This is a genomic window from Enterococcus sp. DIV0802b (genome assembly GCF_050543535.1).
Taxonomy (GTDB): domain Bacteria; phylum Bacillota; class Bacilli; order Lactobacillales; family Enterococcaceae; genus Enterococcus_D; species Enterococcus_D entomosocium.
This window is the reverse complement of sequence record NZ_CP172941.1, coordinates 2,310,542-2,336,923: the sequence shown is the minus strand read 5'-3', so window position 1 is coordinate 2,336,923 and position 26,382 is coordinate 2,310,542. Positions and strand designations below refer to the sequence as shown.

The window sequence follows — 26,382 nt, the reverse complement described above, 5'->3', positions numbered from 1 at the left end:
AATAGTGAAGTTAAAAATTGTGTCGGTTATATCTATAAAATAATAGTGTGTTTTTTATTTATCTATTTGTTTTGAATAATTGTCAGAATTTTGTTGCGAAATACTATGGCTTCTTTCGATACAAAAAGTAGGGCGACATCAGCGACAGCCGGATAGAGAAAGATAGCTCAAAGCGGCGAGGAATAGAAGAAACATAAGATCTACGTTTAAAAATAATGGAACTAGGGGGAAGGAAATTGTTTTATCAATCAGTAAATGAGTATCTAGTAAAAATGAGAGAAGGATTATCTGCTGAAACCATTAAAGGTGAAATGCCATCAGTCTATGCGTACTGGTTAGCACAGGAAGCAGAATTGAAAAAAATATTGAAAAACAAAGACATGGCTTTTTGGATGGATATCCAAAGAGTTCTCTTGATCGATGCAAAATTAGTATTACTTCGCAGTTATATCAATGACTACGATTTTCACGGATTTTCCGAAGATGAGATCATTGCAAATGTGGAACAAGATCATTTTACCTTTAACAAAGAACTGTGTGGCTATAGTTTGAAAGAACAAGTGCACCCATCAATTATTTTTGGTGATCAATAAGCAACGAAAAAAGAACGCTCAAACAGGGAATAAGCTACTGCACTGATTCAAAATAAGACTGATTGATTTGTGGTATGATTGTGATGACAAGTACGATTGCACAAATCATTGTGACAGTTTGAAAAGGAGCGGATAGGTATGGTTCAATTTGAACGGATCATTTTATTATTTTTCTTGTACTCATTTATCGGTTGGCTTTGGGAAACCATTTATTGCTCACTAAAAGCCAAGCACTTTGTTTATCGGGGCTTCCTTGTTGGTCCCATCACACCCATCTACGGCTTTGGGATTCTTGGCGTTGTCTATTTATTGCGGCCATTGCATGAGCAAGTGATTCCACTGTTCTTTGCGGCAGCGTTGTTGGTTACCGTGCTTGAATATGTGACAAGTTATTTACTTGAGCGTTTTTTTCATGCCTCATGGTGGGATTATAAAGAAGTCCCATTAAATATCAATGGACGGGTGGCATTGCCGATTTCTCTTTTTTGGGGCGTGTGCTGTGTGCTCATTGTTCGATTTGTTCATCCGCAAATGCTGGAGATTGTTCAAACATTGAGTGCTCGCGTAGGATTCTTATTGCCAGTTTTCTTATTGATGGTTCTCTCTTTTGATATGGGCTATACCCTAGCTAACTTGGTTGCCTTTCAGAAAGCGGTGCAACAGGTCAATCAAGCCTATGAACAGCACAAAAAAGAATTGGCTGAAAATATTGAGCAATATAAAAACGATTGGCAAGGGCGCTTCGCAGCGTTTCCAGAAGAATGGCGCGTATTAAAACAGAATCTACCGAGATTGAATTTCCATCAAAGAAGACTCTTAAAAAACTTTCAAAAGTTAGAAATCAATCAGATAAAAAGCAGTCAGGAATTGTCTCGATTTATTGAAGCGATCCGTAAGAAAAAATAGGTTTGTTACGGTAAGGTTACAAAAAATAAACCCTTATCAATGCTGATTCTTCCCACTTCTGACTGATTTCAGTTGAAAAAGACGATTAAAACACCCACTTTTACGATAATTTGTAACAAATTGTAAAGGTCCTGCAATAAAATTCTTCTTAAGAATTTGTATAATAGGATATGTTGGAAAACATAGTGAGAAGTGAGGGAATTTTTTGAAGGCAAAGAAACTACGAACAATCGTTGTCGCTGTCTTTGCGGCAGGAATCGTTTCTCCAATCTTTGCGCAGGCTGAGTCACTTGAATCATTGCAAGAGCAAGAAAGTGCCGTCATGCAGCAAAGTCAGGAAATCAGTACGGAAGTACAGATTGCATTGACTGATGTGAATGCGAAATACAGTGAGGTAGAAGAGCTAAAAGCTCAAATCGCTGAAAATGAAGAATCATTAGCAACAACCAAAGCAGAAATCAAAACTGCACAAGAAACAATTGAAAAGCGTGAAGCAGTCGTTGCGGAACGTATGAAAGACATCCAAGTCAATGGCGGGGCTACCAGAGACTGGACGGTACTGTTAGAATCATCAAACATCCAAGATTTTATCAATCGTGCCTATGCGATGACGATGTTACAAAACTTGGAAAAAGAAAAGATCGATTCATTAACAGCTGAAAAAGAAAAGCTAGAAGCTTTAGAAGAAAAAGCACAGTCAACACAGCAATCATTGAAAGAAAATCAAACCGCATTAGAATCAGAAGCCAAAACACTGGATTCAAAAATTGCGAATCTACAAGCTCAATTGAAAGAAAACGAATCAACCTTGGCACAAATCGCTTCAAGCAAAGAAGCTGAAACAGCTCGCTTAGCTGCTGAAAAAGCAGCAGAAGAACGAGCAGCCAAAGAAGCGGCAGAACAAGCAGCGAAAGAAAAAGCAGAAAAAGAAGCAGCCCAAGCTGCCGAACGTTCAAGCGCTTCTGAATCACAAGCGGCTGCTTCATCGAGCAGCAATACGACTGAAAGCAGCACCTCATCATCGAGCAGCTCTTCAAGCAGTAACAATAGCTCAAATAGCAGCTCAAGCAATACAAACAATAACAATAACAATAGCAACAACAGCAATACAAGTAGTGGTCGGACATTGATGATGGAATCAACTGCCTACTCTTATAAAGAAGCTGGCTCCAGTTTCTTTACAGCAAGCGGTACAGACTTACGTAAAAATCCAATGGCAGTTGCCGTGGATCCAAGCGTGATTCCGTTAGGCACCTTAGTCAATGTTGAAGGTTATGGCGTAGCACTAGCGCTTGATACTGGTGGCGCGATCAAAGGAAATATCATTGATGTTCACTTTGATAACGTAGCACAATGTATCCAATGGGGACGTCGTCAAGTAAAAGTAACGATTCTCGATTAATCAATCAACTAGCAAGAAGCAGCTCACTGAATGAAGTGGCTGCTTCTTTTTTTGCTTTTAATAGAATAAGGCATAAGTAGAGAGCGTATCGCTGTGTCAGTGCCGACCCAAACGATACGCTCTGTTTTGATTTAAATTGCCCATAAGTCTTACAATCATTCTCTCAGTTATTTATTTTGTGGTGATCTAATCATACTAGAGAACGATATGTTTTTTAATACCTAAAATAAAAATGGGGCTGAAGAATCAGTTATGATTCCTCAGTCCCATAAATTAAAGAGCCAAGATTTTCATTTATCAAGGATTGAAGTTGGCATTCAGTTTTTCTTCTAAAGCTTCCCAGTCGTGCTCATCGGGAAAAGTTTTGAATAGCAAATAATCAATGTCTTGGGCATATTCGGTAATGTATTCCGTATAGTTGGTGACGATCAAGTCAATTTGATTTTTTTCCAAATAGCCTGCCGACAATTCATTGGAGTCTGGAAAATAAAATGTCCGAGAGCTGCGCAAATAACGAACAGATTTGCATTTTAATAATTGGCATAAATAAAAGGGGCCTTCAAACAAAAAAGCGATATTCTTCTTTGCTTGCCAGTACAAAGATTTAATAGAGGTAACGTACATCGTAAGACTCGTTCCTAAGTGTTCCAGTGTGATACAGTCCCAAATTTCTCTGGCTAATGGTTGCGTCAACAGATAGTTTTTAAATAGATGGTAATCATCCATATACGCCTCTTCGACAAAATGAACGGTATCCGAAATCATATGGTTTAATAAGGGGGATAATAATTGCTTGATTTTTGCTACCGTAAAAAAGGATTCTACTAAGAGCCGGTCACGAGCGCTATCTTGAGTATCTGGCAAACAATCCTTGACAAAGGCTGCAGCAAGCTGCTTAATTTCAGGCCAATGATTATACTCTTTACAAAAGGTTTGTTCGATCGCCAAGTTGCTGATCGAGCGACGGGTTTTCACCAATAAGAACAAATAAAGGACTTCCTCATAGGGAAGTTCTTTTTGGTATTGTTCACTCATTGCCTCGTTGATTTCAGAAAACAGCCGAAAATCATTATATTGCTCAAATATTTTTTTTATTTGCTTAGGAAACTTGATACCTTGACCCGCACAATGGCGCTCAAAGGTGATATACAAGTAATAATTGAATTCACCAAACGAGCAAGCATGCTGGTCAAGTTGATAACATCTAGAAAAAGCGCTAGCAGTGATATTTTGGATGGCGATCGGCGGAAAAATTGTATGGGCAGTAATTTCCGATTCGTAATAGAAATCATGGAAAAACTTGCGAATATTGATCTCCTCACCAATAAAGCAAATAGGATTGGTTTGGATCTCCAAACGATAGAAAGAAAAAATCGGTTGCACTTTCCGCAAATAGCGAAGAACAGTGCTTTCTGATATATGGTATTTCTCAGCCCATTCAGATGAGCTATAAAGATCATTGTGGAAAATACTTTCGATGATATGGAACAGAATCTCATTGGCAATCAGCGCACGTTTTTTCGTTAAATAAACAGCGGAATGTTTGATCGAAAAAATATACCCCTTGTGAGAAGAGTCGATCGATAAACAATCGCCAAAGTACTCTTTTAGATCCGTCACATCCGTAACGATCGTTCGCGTGGTACTTCCTGAAATTTTTGCCAAACCTTGAGTCGAACATTGATAATTTTTCTCGAATGCCCTCAAAATTTTCAGCCATCGAATCGTTGCAGTATTAGTAATAAAATTTATTTGAAAATTTCTCAAGACGTGGCTCCTTTCATGAACAAAATCGCAAATCTTACTTATTCATCTTAAAGAAGATAGGGAAGAAAAAACAAATCACGTATTTCATCGATTGGTGAAATCTATACCTGAGTCTATGCGAGATTTTTTGCATTTTCTATAAATCAACTGACGATCGGCATATATATAGGTAGAAACACGTTTTTTCCAGCATGTCGAAGAAGATTGATGGAAATTGAATAGCCAGAGAGGGGGCGAGACGATAAGTGTTTAGTGGTGGAATAAAAATTAAATGATTATTGTTTTTCGGGGGGCGATTGAATATTAAGGGGAACAGAATTGAAGAAAAAAGTCACTTTACGAAAGACAACTTATAATTTTAACAGGAACGATTGACGTAAATAAATAGCAGCCGCAAAGGAAACCCTAAGTGCGCCAAGAAAAGAATTCAGCTTTGCCAAATTAATTTATAATAACAAGAAAAGTGTATAAAAATACTTTCTGAATTTCTTATCTTTTCTATTTATAATGAAAAGATGTTGAGAAAGTGAACGAATATAATCTCTTAAGGTTATTTTTCTATAATGTGACAACCTTCAAAGGTGATGAGAACAACGATTATAACTGAATTATTCATTATTTAAAATGAGGGTTTAAAAAAACTGTCAATTAAAGTAGACGTTATTTATGGTTTTTTAAAATAACTGATGTTTGGCAGTATATAAGTCTTTTATTGACGAAAAATATACCTTAATAAATAAAAAACGGGAATTTCCTTTATTTAATGATACATTTCTCTTATAATAAACTAGAATTGCCTTTATTATGTGAGAGGAAGGCAGAATGCTTAAACAAGCACAATTGAAGTAGGGAGTGTGTTCATGGGAAAGCCGTTAATAAAGACTTTGACTGTTTTAGCCGTTGGTATTGGCGCCGTTGCAATTTGTTTTATTGGTTACCGACAAAATAACCAAAGGCAATATCAGCAACGAGTCGAATATGCACAGACAGCGATTGCCAGCGAAAAAGATCGCATCAATGAGTTGTCAAATGAAATTGCTGAATTTTACAGCAACGAAGATCAAACGTTTTTGCGAAAAGATCTTAAAGAAGAAGACGTTCTTAAAACAGTCGCAAAACTTTCTGCAGTGAAAGTATCTGCAGACGATTATGGGATCGATGATGATGCACTGCCAAGTGAGTCAGTGGAGATCCAACAAGAAAAAACCGCCCTTGATGATCAGCTAAAAGACATCGAGGCAAAATTAAAAGTACAAGCGGATACGGAAGCCTTATTTACTGAAGGTGTTTCAAATTGGCAAAGTGCTGAAAATGATGTCATCATTAGAGCTGATCTAAAAGAAACGGATGTCGGGAATGTCCGTGAAAATCTGAGCTTTTTTGAGGATAGTAAATGGAAAGAGTTAGTCGTTTCCTATTTAGAATATGCGGATACTCAATTGGACCGCATTGCAAAATTACAAGAAACTTTTGATGAAATGCTTGATGGGGATGAGGTGACAAGTGAAGTCACCTTAGAAAAATACCTGAGTGCAGTCGACAGTATCAGCAAAGTTCGTAATGAAGAATTGAAAGAGAAATACACCGAATTAGCAGAAAAAGTCGCTACCCAAATGGGGTACACAGGATACAGCACGTATACACCCCCCGCTTCAACGGAAAGTTATTCAGAGGATACATCCGCAGGAGATGGCACCTGGACAGACCAAAGTTCAGACACTGTTTACTAATTTAAAGATGTATCGAAGAAAATAGAGATAACTGGAGGAAAGCAAATGTCAAAAGGAAAAAAAATCTTTTTAATCATCTTTTCAATCGTTGCAGTGTTAGTCATCGGAATGATCGGTGTCGCTGCAAAATTATATTTTGATGTATCAAACTCAATTCAAGAAACCTATCAATCAGTCGAACGTGATCTAGAAGATCGACTACGTGAAAATGATGTCGACCTATCCCAAAAAGATTCCTTCTCGGTTTTACTGATGGGGATCGATACCGGTGATTTAGGAAGAGTCGAACAAGGACGTTCTGATACCATGATGGTTGCGACTATCAGCCCACAAGACAATCAGACGACGGTGGTGAGTATTGGAAGAGATTCCTATGTTGATATCGTTGGACATGGGACGACAGATAAAATTAATCATGCCTATGCTTTTGGTGGACCAGCGATGGCAATGAATACCGTAGAAAAATTCTTGGATATTCCGATCGATCATTATGTATCAATCAATATGGCTGGTTTGAAAGAATTAGTCGATGCGGTTGGCGGCATTGAAGTTGATAATGAAATCACCTTTTCGCAAGACGGCTTTGATTTTGCTATCGGACGTACATCACTAAATGGCGAACAAGCCCTTGCCTATTCAAGAATGCGTTATGAAGATCCAAACGGCGATTATGGGCGTCAAGAACGCCAACGTAAAATCGTTGAAGGGATCGTTAAGAAAGTCTTGAGTCTTGATGGAATCACCCAATATCAAACGATCTTAAATGCCGTTGAGCAAAACATGAAGACAGATATGAGTTTCGATGACATGCGAACCTTAGCATTTAATTATCGCAGTGCCTTTCAAACGATCAAACAAGATCAGTTGCAAGGGGAAGGATTCATGCAAGACGGCATCTCATATCAGCGTGTGAGTGACGAAGAACTAGCAAGAGTTCAAAAAGAGTTGAAAGCTCAACTAAATCTAGAGAATGAATAGGAAAGTGGAGAAAAGATGGAAGAAACAATTAGCTTAAAAGAAATATTCGCAATTCTACGGAAACACTTAGCTGCTATTTTTATTTCAATGTTTGCTGGTTTAGCTTTAGCAGGGATATTCACCTTCTTTGTCATTACACCGAAATACAGTTCACAAGCTCAGTTGATTGTGACATTGCCTCAATCCGAAACTACCAATGCCAACGATGTGAATACAAACTTGCAAATGATCAATACGTATAAAGATATGATTGTCAGTGACTTGGTTATGACACAAGTGAAGGATCGTTTGGAGTCTGAAAATAACCTTGACTTGACTGTCGGACAATTGAAAGAATCCATTTCGATCAACCAGTCACAGAACTCACAGATGTTTTCCATTCAGGCAACTAGTACAAATGCAGTGTCAGCGCAAAATATTGCCAATACGACAGCATTGGTCTTTCAAGAAAATGCTCAAGATGTTATGAATGTTGATAAAATCTCAATCATTTCAAGTGCGGTAGCTAGTACTACACCAGTTTCACCTAACAACAAACTAAATTTAGCCATTGGTCTGGTATTAGGGATCATGGTCGGTGTCGGTTTAGCCTTCTTATTGGAGCTACTAGATCGAACTGTCAAAGATGATAAATTTGTAACCGAAACATTAGGCTTTACCGTATTGGGTACTGTACCCCAAATGTCACCAAAAGAATTGGCTGCGACCATTCAGAAAAAGCCAAGCGCACCATTTATTAAGAAACCGCAAGGCGACAAAACGGCAGAATCACGCCGTAGTCGTAGCCGGGTCTAGGAGGGAACAATGATGGCAAAAAAACAAGAACGTACTGGGACACAGACACATGCAGTGAGCTTGATTACAATGGTTGATCCTTCTTCACCAATCTCAGAGCAATATCGTACGATCCGTACAAATATTCAATTTGCGTCTTCAGCAGATAAACAAATCAAGACCATTGTTGTTACTTCTTCTGGTCCAGGTGAAGGGAAATCGACAACTTCAGCTAATTTAGCGGTTGTTTTTGCAAAATCAGGACAACGAGTATTGTTAGTTGATGCCGATATGCGAAAGCCTACTGTATACAAAACATTCAGCTTAAACAATGCGAGTGGATTGAGTACCGTATTAAGTACCTCAACGAGCGTCCTTGAAGCAGCTCAAAAAACGGTGATTGATAATTTATCTGTCTTAACCAGCGGACCAAAACCACCAAATCCATCTGAGCTACTTGGGTCAGCACGAATGAACCAAGTGATGGAAGAAGCGAAAAACCTTTACGATGTGGTTATCTTTGATATGCCACCAGTTGTAGCAGTCACCGATGCACAAATCATGGCATCTAAAGCAGATGGGACGATCTTAGTGGTTCGAGAAAATGTTGCACGTAAAGAATCCTTAACAAAAGCGAGAGATCTATTGAATATGGTTCAAGCAAGAATCATTGGGGTGGTCTATAACGGTGCCGAACACTCGAAAGACTCAGGTTACTACTATTATTATGGAAATTAATTAATTTGAAGGAGACGAGAGAAATGATTGATTTACATTGCCACATTTTACCAGGAATTGATGATGGTGCAGAAGACATCAATGCGAGCATTGCTATGGCTGAAAAAGCGATTAGCCAAGGAATTACGCATATCCTTTGTACCCCACATCATAACAATGGAAAATACCGCAATCCGAAGTCAGAGGTCATTTCTCTCGTTACCTCTTTACAAGAAGAATTAGACGCACGGAACCTGCCCTTGACAGTTCTTGAGGGGCAAGAGGTTAGGATAACAGGAGATTTAATTGAGGATATACAGAAAAATGACATCCTTTTTACAGATCTTGATGATACGTATATCTTGATAGAATTTCCTACGATTGAAGTGCCTACGTATACAGAACAAATATTCTTCGATTTACTACAGCTGGGAAAGATTCCAGTCATTGTCCACCCCGAGCGGAATGCTCATTTTAGAAAAGACCCTAACAATCTCATCCCTTTTTTGGATATGGGCTGTTTGGCACAGTTAACTGCGCCAAGTTATGTCGGCGTATTTGGAAAAGAAATCCAAAAAACAGCAAAAACAATGGTTGAACATAATCTTGTTCAGATGGTCGCTTCGGATGCCCATGGCGTTACAAAACGCACCTTTAATTTAAAAGAAGCTTATGAGCAAATTGAGCAAGATTTTGGCATGCTCAAAGTAACCTTGATGAAACAAGTAGCAAAAGATTTGATAAATGGGGATCAAATCAGTTTTCCAGCTTTTACAGAAGTGAAAAAAAAGAAATTCGGGTTATTTTAGGGGGCAACTGGGTTGTTTGAATTAACGAGAAGAAGAAAAATTGTAACTTTGATAGTTGTAGATAGTTTATTGATCATAGCAGCGAATATAGCAGCAGTTTATTTTATGAAACCCTTTGTGGCGATTCCAAAAGAATTTACATTGATGTCGGTGAGTCTGTCTGTAGGTTTCTACCTTTTTTATGGTTCCGTATTTCGTGTTTTTTCTCGGATCAATCGTTACACGAACTTGAAAGAAATGATCGCTATCTTCTTGGCTGTATCATGCAGCGCTTTTACTTGTAACGTGATCTTGTTTTTCGGTGATGAAACCTATAGCATGCGCTTAGTGATCTTTACGTACTTTCTTTCGCTCTTTTTGATCATTGCTAGTCGATTGATATGGCGGATCTATATAGAAAGAAAAAACATGAGAGGGGCATCCAATGAGGTTGTTAAGAATACCTTGATCGTCGGCGCAGGTGAAGGCGGCAGAATTCTTTATAATAGCTTTGTAGGTTCGAAAACGGCAAGTGACATTAATATTATCGGATTTGTCGATGATGATCCGAATAAACGAAAAACTTATCTTTCTGGAAAAAAAGTCTTGGGTTGTATCAGTGATTTACCTGATTTGATTCAAAAGTATGAGATCAATATGGTTACGATCGCTATTCCATCCTTGTCACGGAAAAAATTGCGGAGTATTTTTAGCTTAATTGAACCTTTGCATGTCAAAGTCAACACGATGCCATCAATGGAAGAAATCGCCTCTGGAAAAATCAGCACCTCACGTTTGAAGAAAATCGATGTCGTTGATTTGCTAGGGAGAGATGAAGTCAAATTGGATATCGACTCCATCAAAGATCAAATTACTGGAAAGACGATATTAGTGACTGGTGCTGGTGGATCGATCGGTTCCGAAATCTGTCGCCAAGTGATTCAATTCAATCCTAAAAAACTAGTTTTGTTGGGACATGGAGAAAACTCGATTTACTTAATTGACCGTGAGTTGAAAATCAATTTTAAAGACAATATTACCGAAATCGTTCCTGTTATAGCCGATATACAAGATCGAGAAAAGATGTTTGAAATCATGAAGGAAGTCAAACCGGATATCGTTTATCATGCGGCAGCCCATAAACACGTACCGTTGATGGAATACAATCCTAAAGAGGCAGTCAAAAATAATATTTACGGAACCAAGAATACTGCTGAAGCTGCCAAAGCCGCGAAAGTGAAGAACTTCGTAATGGTCTCTACAGATAAGGCCAATAACCCTCCTAACGTCATGGGAGCGACAAAACGCATCTCTGAGATGATTGTTACCGGCTTAAATGAAAAAGGGTGCACGAAATTTTCTGCTGTGCGTTTTGGCAATGTATTAGGTTCAAGAGGCAGTGTGATTCCAGTATTCCGTGAACAAATAGCAAAAGGTGGACCAATCACAGTAACTGATTTTCGTATGACCCGCTATTTCATGACGATCCCAGAAGCTAGTCGCTTGGTTATTCAGTCAGGGGCACTTGCTAAAGGTGGCGAAATCTTCATTTTAGATATGGGCGAACCGGTGAAGATTGTTGATCTTGCGAAGAACATGATTCGTCTAAGTGGTTATAGCGAAGAAGAGATTGAGATTATTGAAACTGGGATTCGACCTGGGGAAAAATTATATGAAGAGCTTTTGCTGGATAAAGAACGAAATGATAAAGCAGTCTTTGAGAAAATTTTTGTTGGGAATATCAAAGGATATTCATTGGAAGAGGTACTTTGTTTTGTAGATGCACTTCCTAAAGACAGTGCTACATTGGCTAATGAAATTGTGAAATTTGCAAATGCTTCAAACAAATAGGAGTGGGTTTTGTTGTATAAGGATGGAATGAAAAGAATTATAGATTTTCTATTATCGCTAATAGGGATAATTGTTTTATCACCAGTACTATTACTATTATGTCTAGCGATAAAAATCGATTCAAAGGGTCCCATTATATTTAAACAAAAACGGGTTGGAAAGAATAAAACCTATTTTAACATTTATAAATTCAGAACAATGAAGATTGATACACCAAAAGAAATGCCAACACATCTTTTAGAAGACCCTGATTTTTATATCACAAAGGTCGGGAAATTTTTAAGAAAAACAAGTTTAGATGAACTGCCTCAGTTGTTCAATATTATCAAAGGTGATATGGCTGTCATTGGGCCTCGTCCAGCGCTATGGAATCAATATGATTTGATTGAAGAACGTGATAAGTATGGGGCAAATAATATTCGACCAGGATTGACTGGGTTGGCTCAAATTAGTGGTCGAGACGAGTTGGAAATTAAACAAAAAGCTCTTTTAGATGGGAATTATACTGAAAGCATTTCACCCTCTATGGATCTGAAGTGTTTTCTTGGAACGATTGTTTCTGTTTTTAAAAGTGAGGGTGTTATAGAAGGCGGAACAAGTAGTATTAAGAAGGAGGATGGGCAATGAAGCGTATCCTCATCACAGGAGAGAATAGCTATATTGGTACATCATTTAAAACATGGATAGAGCAATATAAAGAATATTATCAAATTGAAACGATTAGTGTTAGGGAGAGTACTTGGAAAGATGTTGATTTTTCTGTATATGATGTTTTGATTCATCTTGCAGCTATTGTTCACGTCAAAGAAAAGAATGAAGAATTGTATTACAAAGTAAATCGTGATTTAGCTATTAAAGTAGCAGAAAAAGCAAAGAAAGAACATGTACAGCATTTTATTTTTTTTAGCACGATGTCTGTTTTCGGAGTAGAGAGCGGAGCTATTTCTGCAGAAACTAAAATAAATCCTACAACACCGTATGGTAAATCTAAGAGAGAAGCTGAGATACAGATCGAAAGGTTAGCAACTGATTCTTTCAATGTAGCGATAATCAGACCTCCTATGATTTACGGTCCGCAATGTGTTGGAAATTACCAAAGATTATCAAATGTGGCAAAAAAAACTATTGTATTTCCTAAAGTAAACAACAAGAGAAGTATGCTTTATATTGATAATCTCCATTGCTTTGTCAAAGTAATTATAGATAATCAGTTAAATGGAACGTTCCATCCACAGAACAAAGTGCTCGTCAACACGTCTTTAATGGTAAATGAGATCGCAAAATTTCATAGAAGAAACATATATTTAATAAAAGGGTTCGATACCCTTATTTCTAAACTTTCGGAGCATAGCAACTTACTTCAAAAAGTTTTTGGCACGCTCTTCTATGATTCAACCCTGGAGGGTTATCCAGAATCGATTTTTAATAATGTGAAATTTGATTATCAAATCAGAGACTTTAAGGCTAGTATTGAGGAGAGTGAAAAGTGAAAAGAGATATACTATTTATGTGCCAATTCTTTTATCCAGAGTATGTTTCCTCGGCACTCTTGCCTTATCAGACTGCTCAAGGATTAAGTAAAGCAGGTCTAACAGTCGATGTCCTATGTGGTTATCCTCGAGAATATACACAAAAAAATGAAAAAATACCAGTTAACGAAAAAATCGACGATATGAAGGTTTATCGAAAAAAATATATCCAACTTGGCAGAAAGAATTTTTTAAGTAGACTAATAAATTACTTTTCATTTACATTCACAATATTATTGAATGTACGGATGTGTAGAAATTACAAAACAATCATTGTCTATTCAAACCCACCTATTTTGCCTGTAATATCCATTATTGCAAAAAAACTTTATGGATGTAAAATTGTTTTTGTTGCATATGATCTTTATCCGGAAATTGCTGAAAGAACAGATACGATTAGGAAGGATAGTTTTATTTCTAGATTTATGCGAAAAATAAATGAACGATTATATCCGGAAGCATCAAATATTGTGGCTTTGTCAAATGACATGAAATCGTATATTAGAAAAAATAGGAACATTGATCCAGAAAGAATAATAGTAATACCAAATTGGGCAACAGAAGAAAAATCATTGAATAAACTTGTGACACCGGTGTTTATAGAGATAAGTAATAAGTATCCACTCATAGTTTCTTATTTTGGTAATATGGGAACGGCACAGGATATGGATACCATTTTGAAGACAATTTCTGATGAACGTATTGCTAAAGAAAAAATCGCCTTTTTATTTGCTGGTCACGGCAATAAGAAAAAAGAAATATCAGAAGTCATCACAGAAAAAAGTCTAAAGAATTGCTTTATGTTTGATTATTTAAGTGGGAATGAATTTAATGATGCTTTAAACATCACTTCTATATTTATTGTTTCACTTGAAGATGGTCTCTCTGGATTAGCAGTTCCTAGTAAAACATACAGTTATTATCAAGCCGAAAAACCAGTAATTGCGATCATGGATACGAACACTGACATTGCTCGTGAATTATTATTAAATAATGCAGGGATCGCAGTGGATAATGGAGAATCGGAAGAATTAATAAGTAGTTTGTTGACTTTAAATAATGATAAAACAACACTTCGCTCTATGAGTAAGAATATGTCAAACAAAGTTTCCAAAAACTATTGTAGAAATATTCAAATTCAAAAATACATTAAATTATTCAAAAGAATATTGGAGGAATAAAAGTGTTTAATAATAAAGTGTTATTAATAACAGGTGGTACAGGTTCATTTGGTAATGCAGTAATGAAAAGATTTTTAGACTCCGATATAAAAGAAATCCGTATCTTCTCGCGAGATGAAAAGAAACAAGATGATATGAGAAAGAAATACAACAATGACAAATTGAAATTTTATATTGGGGATGTACGCGATATAAATAGTGTTAAAAATGCAATGTACGGAGTAGATTACATATTTCATGCGGCTGCTTTAAAGCAAGTTCCTTCATGCGAATTCTTTCCGATGGAAGCTGTTAAAACAAATGTCATGGGTACGGATAATGTTGTGACAGCTGCTGTTGAGATGGGGGTAAAAAAAGTTATTTGTCTTTCAACAGATAAAGCTGCTTATCCAATCAACGCAATGGGGATTTCAAAGGCAATGATGGAGAAGGTTTTTGTAGCAAAAGCGAAAACTGTGACAGATGAAAATACAATGATTTGCGGAACGCGGTATGGTAATGTCATGGCATCCAGAGGTTCTGTGATTCCATTATTTATTGAGCAAATAAAAGCAGGAAAACCGTTAACTGTAACGGACCCAGGTATGACAAGATTCTTGATGAGTTTAGAAGAAGCAGTCGAATTAGTTGTTTTTGCATTTCAAAATGCAAAAGCAGGAGACATCATGGTTCAAAAATCGCCTGCGTCAACGGTCGGTAATCTAGCACAAGCAGTGAAAGAACTTTTTGAAGTCGAAAATGAGATTCAAATTATAGGCACACGTCATGGTGAGAAAAGATACGAAACCCTTCTTACAAAAGAAGAATACCTCGTTGCGAAAGATATGGGCGACTTCTATCGTGTACCAGCCGATACTAGAGATCTTAATTATGAGAAATATTTTAGCGAAGGCAGTACCGAGTTGACACACGAAGGCGAATACAATTCTGATAATACGGAACGACTATCCGTAGAACAAATCAAAGAAAAATTATTAGCATTAGATTATGTTCAGGAAGAGTTGAAAGAGTGGAAGAATCGATGAATATTTTAGTTACAGGAGCCAATGGATTTGTAGGTAAAAATTTAATTGCAGAGCTTCGAAACGAAGGTTATGAAAATGTTTTTGAATATGATATAGATACTGCTCCGCATTTATTAGATGAATATTGCTTAAAAGCAGATTTTGTTTTCCATTTAGCGGGTGTAAATCGGCCCAAGGAAGAAGAAGAGTTTATGGAAGGAAATTTCGGTTTCACCTCAGTTCTTCTAGATAAACTAAAGGAATACAACAATACCTGTCCAGTAATGATATCATCCTCTATTCAAGCTGCTCTTAACAATGCTTATGGTCGCAGTAAGAAAGCTGGAGAAGATCTCTTACGAAAATATCAAAGTGAAACCGGAGCGAAAGTCTACATTTATCGTTTCTCTAATTTGTATGGAAAATGGTCGAAACCAAATTATAATACGGTAGTAGCGACTTTTTGTTATAAAGTGGCTCGAGGTGAAGAAATAACCGTCAATGATAAAATTGCAGAAATTGAACTTTGCTATATTGATGATGTTGTTAAGGAATTGCTGAATTGCCTTCAAGCAAGACCATTTATTGTCGATGACTTTTGTTCAGTAAGAGAAACGGATATAGTAACTGTGGGTGCTTTGAGAGATATAATTCTTTCTTTTAAAGAAAGTAGAAAAAATCTATCTGTACCTCAATTGAATCGTAGAATAGAAAAAAATCTATATAGTACATTTCTTAGCTTTTTACCAGAGAATGAGTTTTCATATCCTTTAAAGATGAATATCGATGATCGCGGATCATTCACCGAATTTTTGAGGACTGAAGATCGCGGACAAGTCTCAATTAATATTTCAAAGCCGGGGATTGTCAAAGGAAATCACTGGCATCATACCAAAAATGAGAAATTTCTGGTAGTAAGTGGAAAAGGCGTCATCCGCTTTAGAAAGATTGATTCTAAAGAAATCATTGAGTATTTCGTTTCTGGTGAGAATTTAGAAGTAGTCGATATACCTGTTGGCTATACCCATAATATTGAAAATTTAGGGGATACTGACATGGTCACTGTTATGTGGGTAAACGAAACGTTTGACCCTGAAAATCCTGATACTTATTACGAGGAGGTCTAGCATTGAAAAAATTAAAAGTTATGACAGTCGTCGGGACTCGTCCTGAAATCATTCGCTTATCTGCAGTTATTAATCGTTTAGAAAGTTCTGAAGCGATTGACCATGTACTTGTACATACTGGTCAAAACTATGATTATGAACTAAATGAAGTTTTCTTTGAAGACTTTAAATTAAAGAAGCCAGATTATTTTTTGAATGCAGCAACAGGTACAGCCATTGAAACCGTTGGGAATATACTGATTAAAATAGATCCAATTCTTGAAGAAGTAAAACCAGATGCATTTTTGGTCTTGGGAGATACCAACAGTTGTTTATGTGCAATTGCCGCGAAGAGAAGACACATTCCTATTTTTCATATGGAAGCTGGAAATCGCTGTTTTGATCAAAGAGTACCAGAAGAAACAAATCGTAAAATTGTAGATCATACTGCGGACATTAATTTGACGTATAGTGATATCGCCAGAGAATATTTATTAAGAGAAGGATTGCCAGCTGATCGAATAATTAAGACAGGTAGTCCGATGTTTGAAGTACTAAATTCTAGAAAAGAAGATATTGAGAATTCATCTATTTTGAAAAAACTAAATCTTAAGCAAAATGAGTACTTTTTAGTCTCAGCGCATAGGGAAGAAAATATTAGTTCAAAAGAAAATTTTCATGATCTAGTGGATTCACTAAACTCGATTGCCGAAGCATATCAATATCCAATTATTATCAGTACTCATCCTCGAACAATGAAAATGATAGAATCAGAGGGTATTCAATTCCACGAATTGATTCAAACCATGAAACCTATGGGATTTAATGATTACAATAAGCTTCAAATGAATGCTAAAGCTGTTTTAAGTGATAGTGGTACGATTAGTGAAGAAGCATCGATTCTTGGATTCAAAGCTCTAAATATCCGTCAGGCACATGAAAGACCAGAAGCTATGGAAGAAGCTAGTGTGATGATGGTTGGTTTGGAGAAAAACAGAATAATTGAAGGATTAGAAGTTTTAGAAACACAAGAAAATGATACTCTCCGACAAGTAATAGATTATACAATGCCAAATGTGTCTGAGAAGGTGTTAAGGATTATTGTTTCTTATACAGATTATGTGAATCGTGTGGTGTGGCAAAAGTGAAAATTGTAGTTAATGATATTGCTGCCTCAGAAGGAGGTGCATTATCTGTTTTAAATGAATTCTATGCAGAAATTTTAGCTTCTGAAGACAAGAATGAGTGGTTTTTTTTTCTTGGAAAAGATTATATTCTGGAAACCAATAATATAAAGGTAAAAACGTTTCCTAAAATAAAAAAAAGCTGGACTAGAAGGTTACTCTTTGATCTTTTTTATGGCAGAATAATTATAAATAAGATTAAACCTGATATTTATATTTCTTTGCAGAATACAGCAACTATTGGTGTAAAGGCAAAACAATATGTTTATTTACACCAGTCATTACCTTATCAAACTGAGCATACTTTTTCTATTTTCAAGAAACAAGAAAGAAAATATGCTATATATCAGAAAATCATAGGCAGAATATATAATTTTTTGTTTTGCGTTTCAAAATCTACTATTATTGTACAAACAAAATGGTTTAAGAATGCTGTAAAAAGAAAAATAAGCAACGATGTTGTAATTGTACCTCCTAAAGTAAATTTCGTGAGTAGTAGTTATAAATCTGCAATAAATTCAAATGGGGAGATAACATTTTTTTACCCTGCTGCAAAAGAAATCTATAAAAATCATGAAGTTATTTTTAAGGCGGTAGATAAAGTAGTAAATCAAGGTTATAAAAATTTTAGGATAGTTTTAACAATCCCTATTCAAGAAGTAAATAATAAAGACATGTATACTTTTCTAGGGACAATTTCTCGCGAGGATGTATTTGAATGGTACACAAAGAGTGTCCTTCTTTTTTCATCTTTTATTGAAACGTATGGCTTGCCTTTGAAAGAAGCACAATTATCGAACACCCCAATAATTGCATCGAATACAGATTTTGCTAGGGAAGTGTTAAAAGATTATGATGAAAAATATTTTTTTGATAAATACGATGACGAACAATTATGTAGTATAATGATTAGTTTAATTCAAAGTGAAGGAAAGACAAATAAAAAGAGCAGTATAAATTATACAAAAGAGAAACTAACTTTATTCAATTATCTCACGAAGTATAGGAAAAGTTAAGTTATTAAGGATACTTTTTACTCCCAAAAATAAGTTCTCATCATGCATAAACTTCAGGAGGACAATAAATGCAAAATTCTAATGTTACATCAAATATCGCAGAAGAAAAAAATTCAAGTTCTTTTATAATATATGTTATTATGACGCTGTTAATATTTATTCAACAGCTTCCTATTTTTCAGGGGAATTTATATAGTCAAATCAGGTTGTTGATATATCTATTGATGATCTCATTGATTTTAACTTCTTTCTTTAAATCGAAAAAAAGAATTAAAAATAATATTTTGTTTTATGGAATATTACTATTATTTTTTTCAGTCTTACTCTCGGTTATATCAATTGTAAGTGGAAACCCAGAATTTTCAACAGTTATGGAATTGGGGGCTGCATTAGGAGTGCTATATTGTTCTGCTAGTACTCATGTATCGGAAAGAAATTTATCTAGGTTAGTATTGATATATATTTTTTTATCATCCTTACTGAGCATAATCCTAATATTTACTTACAATTTATCTTTTCAAATTAGTGAACAATATTTAGTAGTTGGTAAAAACCAGATTGGCCCATTACTTTCCTATGGGTTATTGATAAGTCTATATATTATCTTATATACAAAAAAAAACATGTCTTTAAAAGTATTGTTATTTTTTTTGACAATGGTTTCATTTTTCACATTGATAATGATGAGAAATAGGTCAAGTCTCATTGCTATATTTATAGTAGGGATTATTTTAATATTAAAAAAAATTACACAAAAAATTACACTAAAAAAACTATTAACTCTTATTTTATCTTCCTTTTTTCTGTTACTTTTTATAAAGACTGAATTTTTCTATATGATATTGAAGATGATTAGTGATTCGCTTTTTTTAAATTATAATGTAAATGATTTAAATTCTTTATCAGCAAATAGAACGGATGTTTATTTATATGCATTTAACTATATTAAAGAAAATTTTCTATTTGGAGAATTAATTAGTAGCAATGCTTTTACTAGTTTGTATGGTTTTCCACATAATTATGTTTTAAACAAACTTGTTTTATATGGTTTTTTTGGAGGAATGCCTTTCATATTATTTTATGGATCACTTGTTTTTTATACTGCAAAAAAATTTGTTTTTAAACAGGAAACAACTATTTCAGGTATGTTATTATTGTTCAGTTTAATTGTGAGTCTCTTTGAATATACATATCCATTTGGTCCTGGTACTTCCCAGTTCATGCTTTGGTTTTTACTAGGACAAGATATTTATCGTGAAAAGCGCTATTACAATTAATTGCTGAAACATTCTTCGTATCCATATTAAATTGTTTCTATTATACTTAATACGATCAGGAAAATACTAATTAAAGAAAATTGTCTAGAGGTGAATTAAGTGAAAGTCTCTTTTATCACATATTCTCGTGCACCATATAGAACAGATCAACTTGAAGAAATATGTAAAGTAAATAATTTAGATTTAACAGTTTACTATGTTGGTAGAACCATAAAAAGTAGGAATTGGAATATTAAAGAAAGCAGTATTTTTCAGGAAGTTCATTTAGAAGGCTTTTCTAAATTGGGAAATCATTTTATTTTTTATCCAAATGTGAAAAAAATTGTCCAAAATTCTGACTTAATATTAATAGGAGGTTATAATTCTACGGCTTCATACTTATTTACTTTTTATGCCAAACGTTTAAAAAAGAAATTAGTATTTGTAATGGATGGTATTTCACCTCAAAAGATTAAAGAAAGTAGAAGTATAAAATTAATTCCAAAAAGATGGATTATAAAAAAAATGGATGCTTTTTTCGCAAATGGAGAAGTTTCTGGAGACTATTTGAGATTAAACTATCAAATAAATGATCAATATATCTTTAATCAATTTTTGACAGTAGATGTCAAAAAAATAAATGAAATAAGAAAAGGATCATTAAGTAAAATAACTAAAATAAAAAATGATAAATATAATAATAGATTTACTATATTATACGCTGGAAGGTTGCTTAAGAGGAAACAAGTTATAAATATTCTGAAAGCTGTTTCAAAAGTTAAGAATAATCAAGATATTCAGATTGTGATTATTGGATCTGGTGAAGAAAGTAGATCACTTAAAGAATATGCAAGAAATTCATATTTAAACGTGGATTTCATAGATTTTATATCAGATCAAAAAGTTTTATTTGAATATTATAATATTGCAGATTGCTTCATTTTACCTTCTGTCGATGAGCCATGGGGATTGGTTGTCAATGAAGCTGAATCGGCTCATCTTCCTGTTATAGCCACTGAAGCTTGTGGTTGCGTGAATGATTTAGTAAAAGATGGATATAACGGATATGTTATAAGAGAGAACAACATAGATGATTTAGCTGATAAAATTTATTTAATTTCAAAAAATAGAGAACACGCAAAAGTTATGGGAAATAATTCGTTTGAATTAATATCTAATTGGACTCATAGTAATTCTGCACTATCATTTAAGAAGTTATTGGAGGAAATTTTTTGAAATGAGTAAAATAGACTTTGTGGTTACATGGGTTGACTCAAACGATCCTAAATGGTTGAAGGAAAAAAAACAATATTATAAAGAGAAGTTTATGGAAGATATATTAAATGATGAGTCCAAATTTAGAGATTGGGATTTTTTTAAATATTGGTTTAGATCTCTCGAAGCCAATACTCCATGGGTAAATAAAGTTCATTTAGTAACCTATGGTCATATTCCAGAATGGTTAAATATTAGCCATCCCAAATTAAATATAGTTAATCATAAGGATATATTACCAAAATCTTCCTTACCGACATTTAATTCCCAAGCTATTGAATTATGTCTTCACAAGATAGAAGATTTAAGTGAGAATTTTGTTTATTTTAATGATGATATGTTTATTAATGCCTTTTGTGAAGAAAAAAACTTTTTTGAAAATAGCCTACCAAAAGATTATGGAATTTTTAATGTAATATCTCCTTCATATGGAGGAATTGAGCATGCTATAGTTAATAATTTGGAAATAATAAACAAGTATTTTGAAAAAAAAAATGTTTTAAAAAGGAATGTGAACAAATTTTTCAATTTTAGTTACGGAAAAAATAATTTAAGAAATTTATTTTTATTGCCTTGGAATAAATTTACTGGCTTTTATGAACCTCATTCAGCGATTTCATTAAAGAAAAGTAGTTTTCAAAAGGTATGGGACAAAGAAAATGCCTATTTGACTAAAACTGTTCATTCAAAATTTAGGAGTAAAGAGGATTTGAATTTTTGGGTGGTTAGATATTGGCAGATTTGTACTGGAGAATTCTCTCCTCAAAAAATAGGTATATCTAAAATGTATTATTTATCAGATTATAGTTCTTCATTACTTAAAGATATTAAAGATTCAAAACATAAGTTAATTTGCTTAAATGACTCATCAGATGTAAAAAATTTTAATAAAGTAAAAGATGAAATTAATTCTGCATTTGAAAAAAAATATCCAACTAAATCTAGTTTTGAGATATAGTTTTCTTTAAACTTTGTACGATGCAAGATTTTTACGAACAATAGTCTAATAATCATTACAATTATGAAGAAGAAATAAATGTATTTATGTGGAGGTAATAATGAATGTTTCAATAATAATTCCTTTTTTTAATGCTGAAAATCATTTGGAAAATTGTTTAGTTAGCTTTTTAAAACAAACAGTACAAAATTATGAAATAGTTCTAGTGGATGACGGTTCCATTGACAAATCAAAAGAAATAATAGCGAAATTCAATCAAAAGCTCAATATTAAATATATATATCAAAATAATAGTGGAGTTTCGGCCGCAAGAAATCTTGGAATCTTAAAATCCAAGAATAGATACCTTCTTTTCGTAGATGTTGATGATACTATTTATCCTACTTTTGTAGAAAAGTTTATGAATTCTATAAAATTTGAAAATCAACTTACATGTTGTTCATACTTAATTGATTTTCCTTTAGAAAATAAGTCTTACACATTATCATTGGATACTATTAAACCATATAATAGTGTGAATTATACTATATTTCAGTTAGACACTTTAGGAGTACTAAATGTAGTATGGAACAAATGCTTCGACAAAGAAATCATTGAAAAAAATAATATTCGTTTTGATATTGGCTTAAAATCAGGTGAAGATTTAGATTTTGTTTACAAATACTGCAAATATGTAAAAGAAGTCATAATAATAGAGGAGGCCTTATATCGTTATATAAGGATAGATGGACAATCCACTTTAAATAAATATATACCATTGCTGAATGAAAATTTGAATCAAGTACAAAAAAGTAGAGAAGAATTTTATAGAAATTCATCATTACCAGAATCGACCTACAAAGATTTTCTAGAGAAATCCTATATTTACAATAAAATGGTTGTTCTAAATAATTGTTATAAGAAAGATGCTCCTAGAAAGGAAAAATTAGAAATAGTAAGACAATTGTTAAATGATCCTTATTTAAAAAAACTAGTAAATTCACATGTGGCAATTTCTATTGCTGAAAAATTATTTTTCTATTTTATAAAAATGAATAAACCAATATTGTTAATTCAATTTTATAATTTTCTCTTTTGGTTAAGACGTAACTTCAATAAGATATATAAGAAAATGTATCCATATATTTTTAATAGAAAAAATGTTAAATAGGGAGATAAATAAACTTTGGAGAAAAAAAAAGATACTAAACTATTAATGATTAATATGGTTTCCAGTGGAGTTTTTCAGCTTTTGATGCTTATTGTACCTATTATAACTACCCCATATGTTTCAAGAATTTTTTCTCCAGAACAGTTGGGATTATATGCGTCAAGTTATAGCATGGCGAGTATTTTTGTTACGATAGCTATGTTTGGAATTCCTATTTATGGAGCTAGGAAAATAGCACAATCAAATGACAAGGAAACCAGAACTAAAAATTTTTTTAGTATTTGGTTTTTACAGATTTTTTTTTCAGTCATTTGCTTTGCATTATTCAATTTTATAGTAATTGCCTTCGGATTGGACAATATGTATTATTTTCAATCTTTTCTAATTTTAGTAACTATTTTTGATATATCTTGGTTTTTTATAGGTCTTGAAGAAATAAGAAAAAATATACTAAGAAATTTTATTACTAAATTTGTTGCAACTTTATCAATCTTTTTTTTTATAAAACAAAATTATCAATTAGATATATATTTATTTATTAATGTTCTAGCAATGTTGTTGGGAAATTTAACAATGTTCACATCATTAAGGCCGCATCTAATTCTTAAGAAAAACTATTATCATTTTTCTAAAGACCTTCGTACCGTCAAAGAATCTTTTCGGTTATTGATACCAATGTTAATTGATACTACAAAAAATGCTTCAGCTAAACTTATTTTGGTAAGTTTAGCTGGTAATTATCAAGTAGGTATTTTTGATCAAGGATCAAAAATCATTGTATTATTGTTAGGTATATTAACTTCTATGTCTAGTGCTTTAGTACCCAGAATGTCTCATTTTGTTAGTTTAAATAGAAAAAACGAATTGAATAAGTATTTTAAGGTTTTCAATTCAATTATATGCGTATTTTCTGTAATTGTTATTTCTGGAATAATTTCCGTTGGAGAATTTTTTGTACCGTTATTCTTTGGTGAGGGCTATTCAGGGGTAGTTCCAGTATTGATCATTGGTTCGTTTGTAATTCTATTTGGAACTTTGAATGGTTTTATGATGAATGGATTAATAATACCGTTGTCTCTTGATTCTGAATTAATTAAAGCTTCATCCATATCAATGTCTAGTGTTGTTTTATTAAATTTAGCTTTTAACAAATATTTAGGGGCTATAGGAGCTATGTTGTCTTATTTGAGCAGCACAATAATCCTAACAATAATTTATTGTATCTTCCTTAGAAAAAATATTGACTTGAAATCTTTTTTTATTAAAATAACTACAACTATTATGTTAATAATAATAAATTATTTAATTGTGTTTGTAATTAAAAATAGTATAATAATGACTGGGAATATTAGTAATTTTATTCTGTTTGGAGGAATATCAGTTTTCATTTCCCTAATATTAATTTATATAATTACGTTAAAAAGTAGTATTTTCTTTGATGGTTCTGTAAAATCAGTATTCAACTTTTTTAAAAGCAAGTATTAATTTGTATTAATGAGTAAACTTTTTTCCTAAATCTAGTTTTCTATGAAAATAGATATAATATTAAAAAAATACAAAGATAAGCTTATAATCAAACTTTTTTTAAAATTTAAAAATTTAAATTATTTAGAATAATTTTTTATTGATATGAACGCGTTAAGCTTGCCTTTTCTATAGGATGGAGAAAGAATAATTGCTCGAAGATATTACTTCCAATATTTTTGTAATACTTTCAATTATTAAAACTACATTCTTGAAATAAATGATTAAAATTTTGTTGTAATACAAGTAATATATGAATAAAGAAACTTAAGAATTAATGATGATATTTCTGCTCGCAAACTGCAAAGATAATGTGATTGTATATAAGATAGGAACTATTCTAATAAGTTATAAAAAGTAATTATTTTAATCTTAATTAGAATAGTTTAACAGTTACTAAAATAGTAATAAAATATATTTGAAAAACTATATAATGAGCATATGTTGGTTATGATTCAGGTATTTGTTAGATAAATATCTTTAATTATTAACGTTCAAACTTCCGCCAATCAAACAAATAAATCACCCCAATTGCTTTGAACATCAAATAGACAAAATGACCATAATTATGGCCGATCAGATGTAACGCATCAGCGGAAGCTCCTTTATTCGACCAAAGAGTAAAACCTAATATAATGGCTAAGATCAGCAGGCCTTTTCCTAATGCAAAGACAATTGTTTTTGCAGGGAGGGGTCTTTTTTTTGTGAGGAAAAAGCCGAATAAAAGGACAAAGTTAACTAGCAACAAAAAATGTGCAGCAGCTGTCCATAGGGTCGTTGTTCCTGTAGGTGTTAAGAAGTCGGTGAAAACGCAAGTGACGACTGCAGTCAAATTGAGCAAGTATAGAGGAAGGCGGAAGGTTGGTTTCTTCTCCTCACTCATTCTTTCTGGTTCGTCTGCTAATTGTTCTGGTTTTAGCAGTGACTCTAAATCAATTTGATAGAGATCACTTAATTTGATCAATGTATCGATGTCTGGGGTGCTTCGATTGTTTTCCCAATTGGAGATCGTTTGTCTGGTAACAAATAATTTTTCGGAAACTTCTTGTTGGGTGAGTCCTAATTTCAAGCGACTCTCTTTTATTTTTTCAGCTATAGTCATTTCAATGCTCCTTCTGACATATCCTATCATAAAGCGGTTCAAAGAAACAATTGTAAAGCTCGATTTAACGAAGAAATGCACAAGTGTATTTCTTCGTTTTCAAAAAATGAAAATAAAATGAGTTTAGCTTAGAATTTCGCATTGGATATTCACGGCAACTCGATTATTTTTAGTGTTTTTTTCTTTTAAATAATACCTAATTCTATTGTTCTGAGTTGGAAACTTGAAAAAAATATCTCTTTTGAAAATTAGGAGGTATTTTTATATGAGTCATTCAAAAAAGAAAGGAAATCTTAGGTGAAAATAGTGTCCTGTTTTCGGGAAACGGCAATCGTTGATAAAACAAGGATGCAAAGAAGCTTTGCGCTGATTTGCACTGGATTTGCTTGAAGGGAAGGGTACTTGAATTATAAAATTCTGAAGAGGTGATGTAGTGCAATGATAAATGAATCAGGTATACACAAGATAAAGGGCATTTCATGAGTCCGCATAAAAACTTCAGCTAGGAGTGGAGAATACGATAAATAAAAAAAGGTTTGTAAATTAAAATTTAATAAATTATAATGATTTTCAAGCGTGAAAAAATCTTGA

Annotated in this window: 23 protein-coding genes; 21 read left to right on the top strand and 2 right to left on the bottom strand. The window is 33.5% G+C overall.

The genetic code is table 11. The features are described 5' to 3' along the window. The first annotated feature begins 215 nt into the window (after positions 1 to 215). The 3 genes from IGJ12_RS10970 to IGJ12_RS10960 all read left to right on the top strand — a co-directional run bounded on the left by IGJ12_RS10970 (position 216) and on the right by IGJ12_RS10960 (position 2,901). Positions 216 to 593 (top strand): DUF7006 family protein, encoded by a 378-nt coding sequence (locus IGJ12_RS10970; protein ID WP_005234961.1) that lies wholly within the window; start codon positions 216 to 218, stop codon positions 591 to 593. Between the two features lie 138 nt (positions 594 to 731). Next, the gene (locus IGJ12_RS10965; RefSeq protein ID WP_430619020.1) at positions 732 to 1,499 is read left to right on the top strand and encodes a putative ABC transporter permease; all 768 of its coding nucleotides are present in this window, start codon (positions 732 to 734) and stop codon (positions 1,497 to 1,499) included. 205 nt (positions 1,500 to 1,704) lie between these two features. Continuing rightward, positions 1,705 to 2,901 carry a 3D domain-containing protein gene (locus IGJ12_RS10960; RefSeq protein WP_420657714.1) on the top strand — a complete coding sequence of 399 codons (1,197 nt, stop codon included), beginning with the start codon at positions 1,705 to 1,707 and terminating at the stop codon, positions 2,899 to 2,901. A gap of 297 nt (positions 2,902 to 3,198) precedes the next feature. Here the strand turns inward: IGJ12_RS10960 and IGJ12_RS10955 are convergent, their stop codons facing one another. Next, a complete protein-coding gene (locus IGJ12_RS10955) occupies positions 3,199 to 4,668 on the bottom strand; it encodes a helix-turn-helix domain-containing protein (RefSeq protein WP_430619019.1) in 1,470 nt (489 codons plus the stop codon). An 860-nt stretch (positions 4,669 to 5,528) separates the two neighbouring features. Between IGJ12_RS10955 and IGJ12_RS10950 the strand changes: the two genes are divergently transcribed. From IGJ12_RS10950 to IGJ12_RS10865, 18 genes are all read left to right on the top strand, one after another. Further along, positions 5,529 to 6,398 (top strand): hypothetical protein, encoded by an 870-nt coding sequence (locus IGJ12_RS10950; RefSeq protein WP_430619018.1) that lies wholly within the window; start codon positions 5,529 to 5,531, stop codon positions 6,396 to 6,398. 45 nt (positions 6,399 to 6,443) lie between these two features. After that, positions 6,444 to 7,376, top strand: coding sequence for an LCP family protein (locus IGJ12_RS10945; RefSeq protein WP_430619017.1), 933 nt, complete (start codon positions 6,444 to 6,446; stop codon positions 7,374 to 7,376). A gap of 15 nt (positions 7,377 to 7,391) precedes the next feature. After that, positions 7,392 to 8,171, top strand: coding sequence for a YveK family protein (locus IGJ12_RS10940; RefSeq protein WP_008378786.1), 780 nt, complete (start codon positions 7,392 to 7,394; stop codon positions 8,169 to 8,171). 9 nt (positions 8,172 to 8,180) lie between these two features. After that, the gene (locus tag IGJ12_RS10935) at positions 8,181 to 8,888 is read left to right on the top strand and encodes a CpsD/CapB family tyrosine-protein kinase (RefSeq protein WP_420680569.1); all 708 of its coding nucleotides are present in this window, start codon (positions 8,181 to 8,183) and stop codon (positions 8,886 to 8,888) included. A 23-nt stretch (positions 8,889 to 8,911) separates the two neighbouring features. Continuing rightward, positions 8,912 to 9,676, top strand: coding sequence for a tyrosine-protein phosphatase (locus tag IGJ12_RS10930; protein WP_008378782.1), 765 nt, complete (start codon positions 8,912 to 8,914; stop codon positions 9,674 to 9,676). A gap of 12 nt (positions 9,677 to 9,688) precedes the next feature. Further along, a complete protein-coding gene (locus IGJ12_RS10925) occupies positions 9,689 to 11,506 on the top strand; it encodes a polysaccharide biosynthesis protein (RefSeq protein ID WP_430619016.1) in 1,818 nt (605 codons plus the stop codon). Between the two features lie 12 nt (positions 11,507 to 11,518). After that, positions 11,519 to 12,133 (top strand): sugar transferase, encoded by a 615-nt coding sequence (locus tag IGJ12_RS10920; RefSeq protein WP_176257001.1) that lies wholly within the window; start codon positions 11,519 to 11,521, stop codon positions 12,131 to 12,133. Then, positions 12,130 to 12,996, top strand: a complete 867-nt coding sequence (locus tag IGJ12_RS10915; RefSeq protein ID WP_016613508.1) for an NAD-dependent epimerase/dehydratase family protein — start codon at positions 12,130 to 12,132, stop codon at positions 12,994 to 12,996. The genes IGJ12_RS10920 and IGJ12_RS10915 overlap by 4 nt, the downstream gene beginning before the upstream one ends. Beyond that, positions 12,993 to 14,216 (top strand): glycosyltransferase family 4 protein, encoded by a 1,224-nt coding sequence (locus IGJ12_RS10910; protein WP_430619015.1) that lies wholly within the window; start codon positions 12,993 to 12,995, stop codon positions 14,214 to 14,216. Before IGJ12_RS10915 ends, IGJ12_RS10910 begins: the two co-directional genes overlap by 4 nt. A gap of 2 nt (positions 14,217 to 14,218) precedes the next feature. Further along, positions 14,219 to 15,241, top strand: a complete 1,023-nt coding sequence (locus IGJ12_RS10905) for a polysaccharide biosynthesis protein (protein WP_430619014.1) — start codon at positions 14,219 to 14,221, stop codon at positions 15,239 to 15,241. Further along, positions 15,238 to 16,347: a capsular polysaccharide biosynthesis protein CapF gene (locus IGJ12_RS10900; protein ID WP_430619590.1), complete on the top strand. Its 1,110-nt coding sequence runs from the start codon at positions 15,238 to 15,240 to the stop codon at positions 16,345 to 16,347. Before IGJ12_RS10905 ends, IGJ12_RS10900 begins: the two co-directional genes overlap by 4 nt. A gap of 2 nt (positions 16,348 to 16,349) precedes the next feature. Then, positions 16,350 to 17,474: a non-hydrolyzing UDP-N-acetylglucosamine 2-epimerase gene (gene wecB / locus IGJ12_RS10895; protein ID WP_430619013.1), complete on the top strand. Its 1,125-nt coding sequence runs from the start codon at positions 16,350 to 16,352 to the stop codon at positions 17,472 to 17,474. Next, positions 17,471 to 18,526, top strand: coding sequence for a glycosyltransferase (locus IGJ12_RS10890; protein WP_430619012.1), 1,056 nt, complete (start codon positions 17,471 to 17,473; stop codon positions 18,524 to 18,526). The genes wecB and IGJ12_RS10890 overlap by 4 nt, the downstream gene beginning before the upstream one ends. A 68-nt stretch (positions 18,527 to 18,594) precedes the next feature. Continuing rightward, on the top strand, positions 18,595 to 19,803 hold the full coding sequence (locus tag IGJ12_RS10885) for an O-antigen ligase family protein (protein ID WP_430619011.1): 1,209 nt from the start codon (positions 18,595 to 18,597) through the stop codon (positions 19,801 to 19,803). Between the two features lie 99 nt (positions 19,804 to 19,902). Next, positions 19,903 to 21,018, top strand: coding sequence for a glycosyltransferase (locus IGJ12_RS10880; protein ID WP_430619010.1), 1,116 nt, complete (start codon positions 19,903 to 19,905; stop codon positions 21,016 to 21,018). Position 21,019: 1 nt separating this feature from the next. Next, complete coding sequence (locus IGJ12_RS10875; protein ID WP_430619009.1) at positions 21,020 to 22,015, top strand: Stealth CR1 domain-containing protein; 996 nt, start codon at positions 21,020 to 21,022, stop codon at positions 22,013 to 22,015. Positions 22,016 to 22,115: 100 nt separating this feature from the next. After that, complete coding sequence (locus IGJ12_RS10870) at positions 22,116 to 23,165, top strand: glycosyltransferase (protein WP_430619008.1); 1,050 nt, start codon at positions 22,116 to 22,118, stop codon at positions 23,163 to 23,165. Between the two features lie 15 nt (positions 23,166 to 23,180). Then, complete coding sequence (locus IGJ12_RS10865) at positions 23,181 to 24,650, top strand: oligosaccharide flippase family protein (RefSeq protein WP_430619007.1); 1,470 nt, start codon at positions 23,181 to 23,183, stop codon at positions 24,648 to 24,650. A 526-nt stretch (positions 24,651 to 25,176) separates the two neighbouring features. Here the strand turns inward: IGJ12_RS10865 and IGJ12_RS10860 are convergent. Beyond that, a complete protein-coding gene (locus IGJ12_RS10860; protein ID WP_430619006.1) occupies positions 25,177 to 25,791 on the bottom strand; it encodes a helix-turn-helix domain-containing protein in 615 nt (204 codons plus the stop codon). Positions 25,792 to 26,382 lie beyond the last annotated feature (591 nt).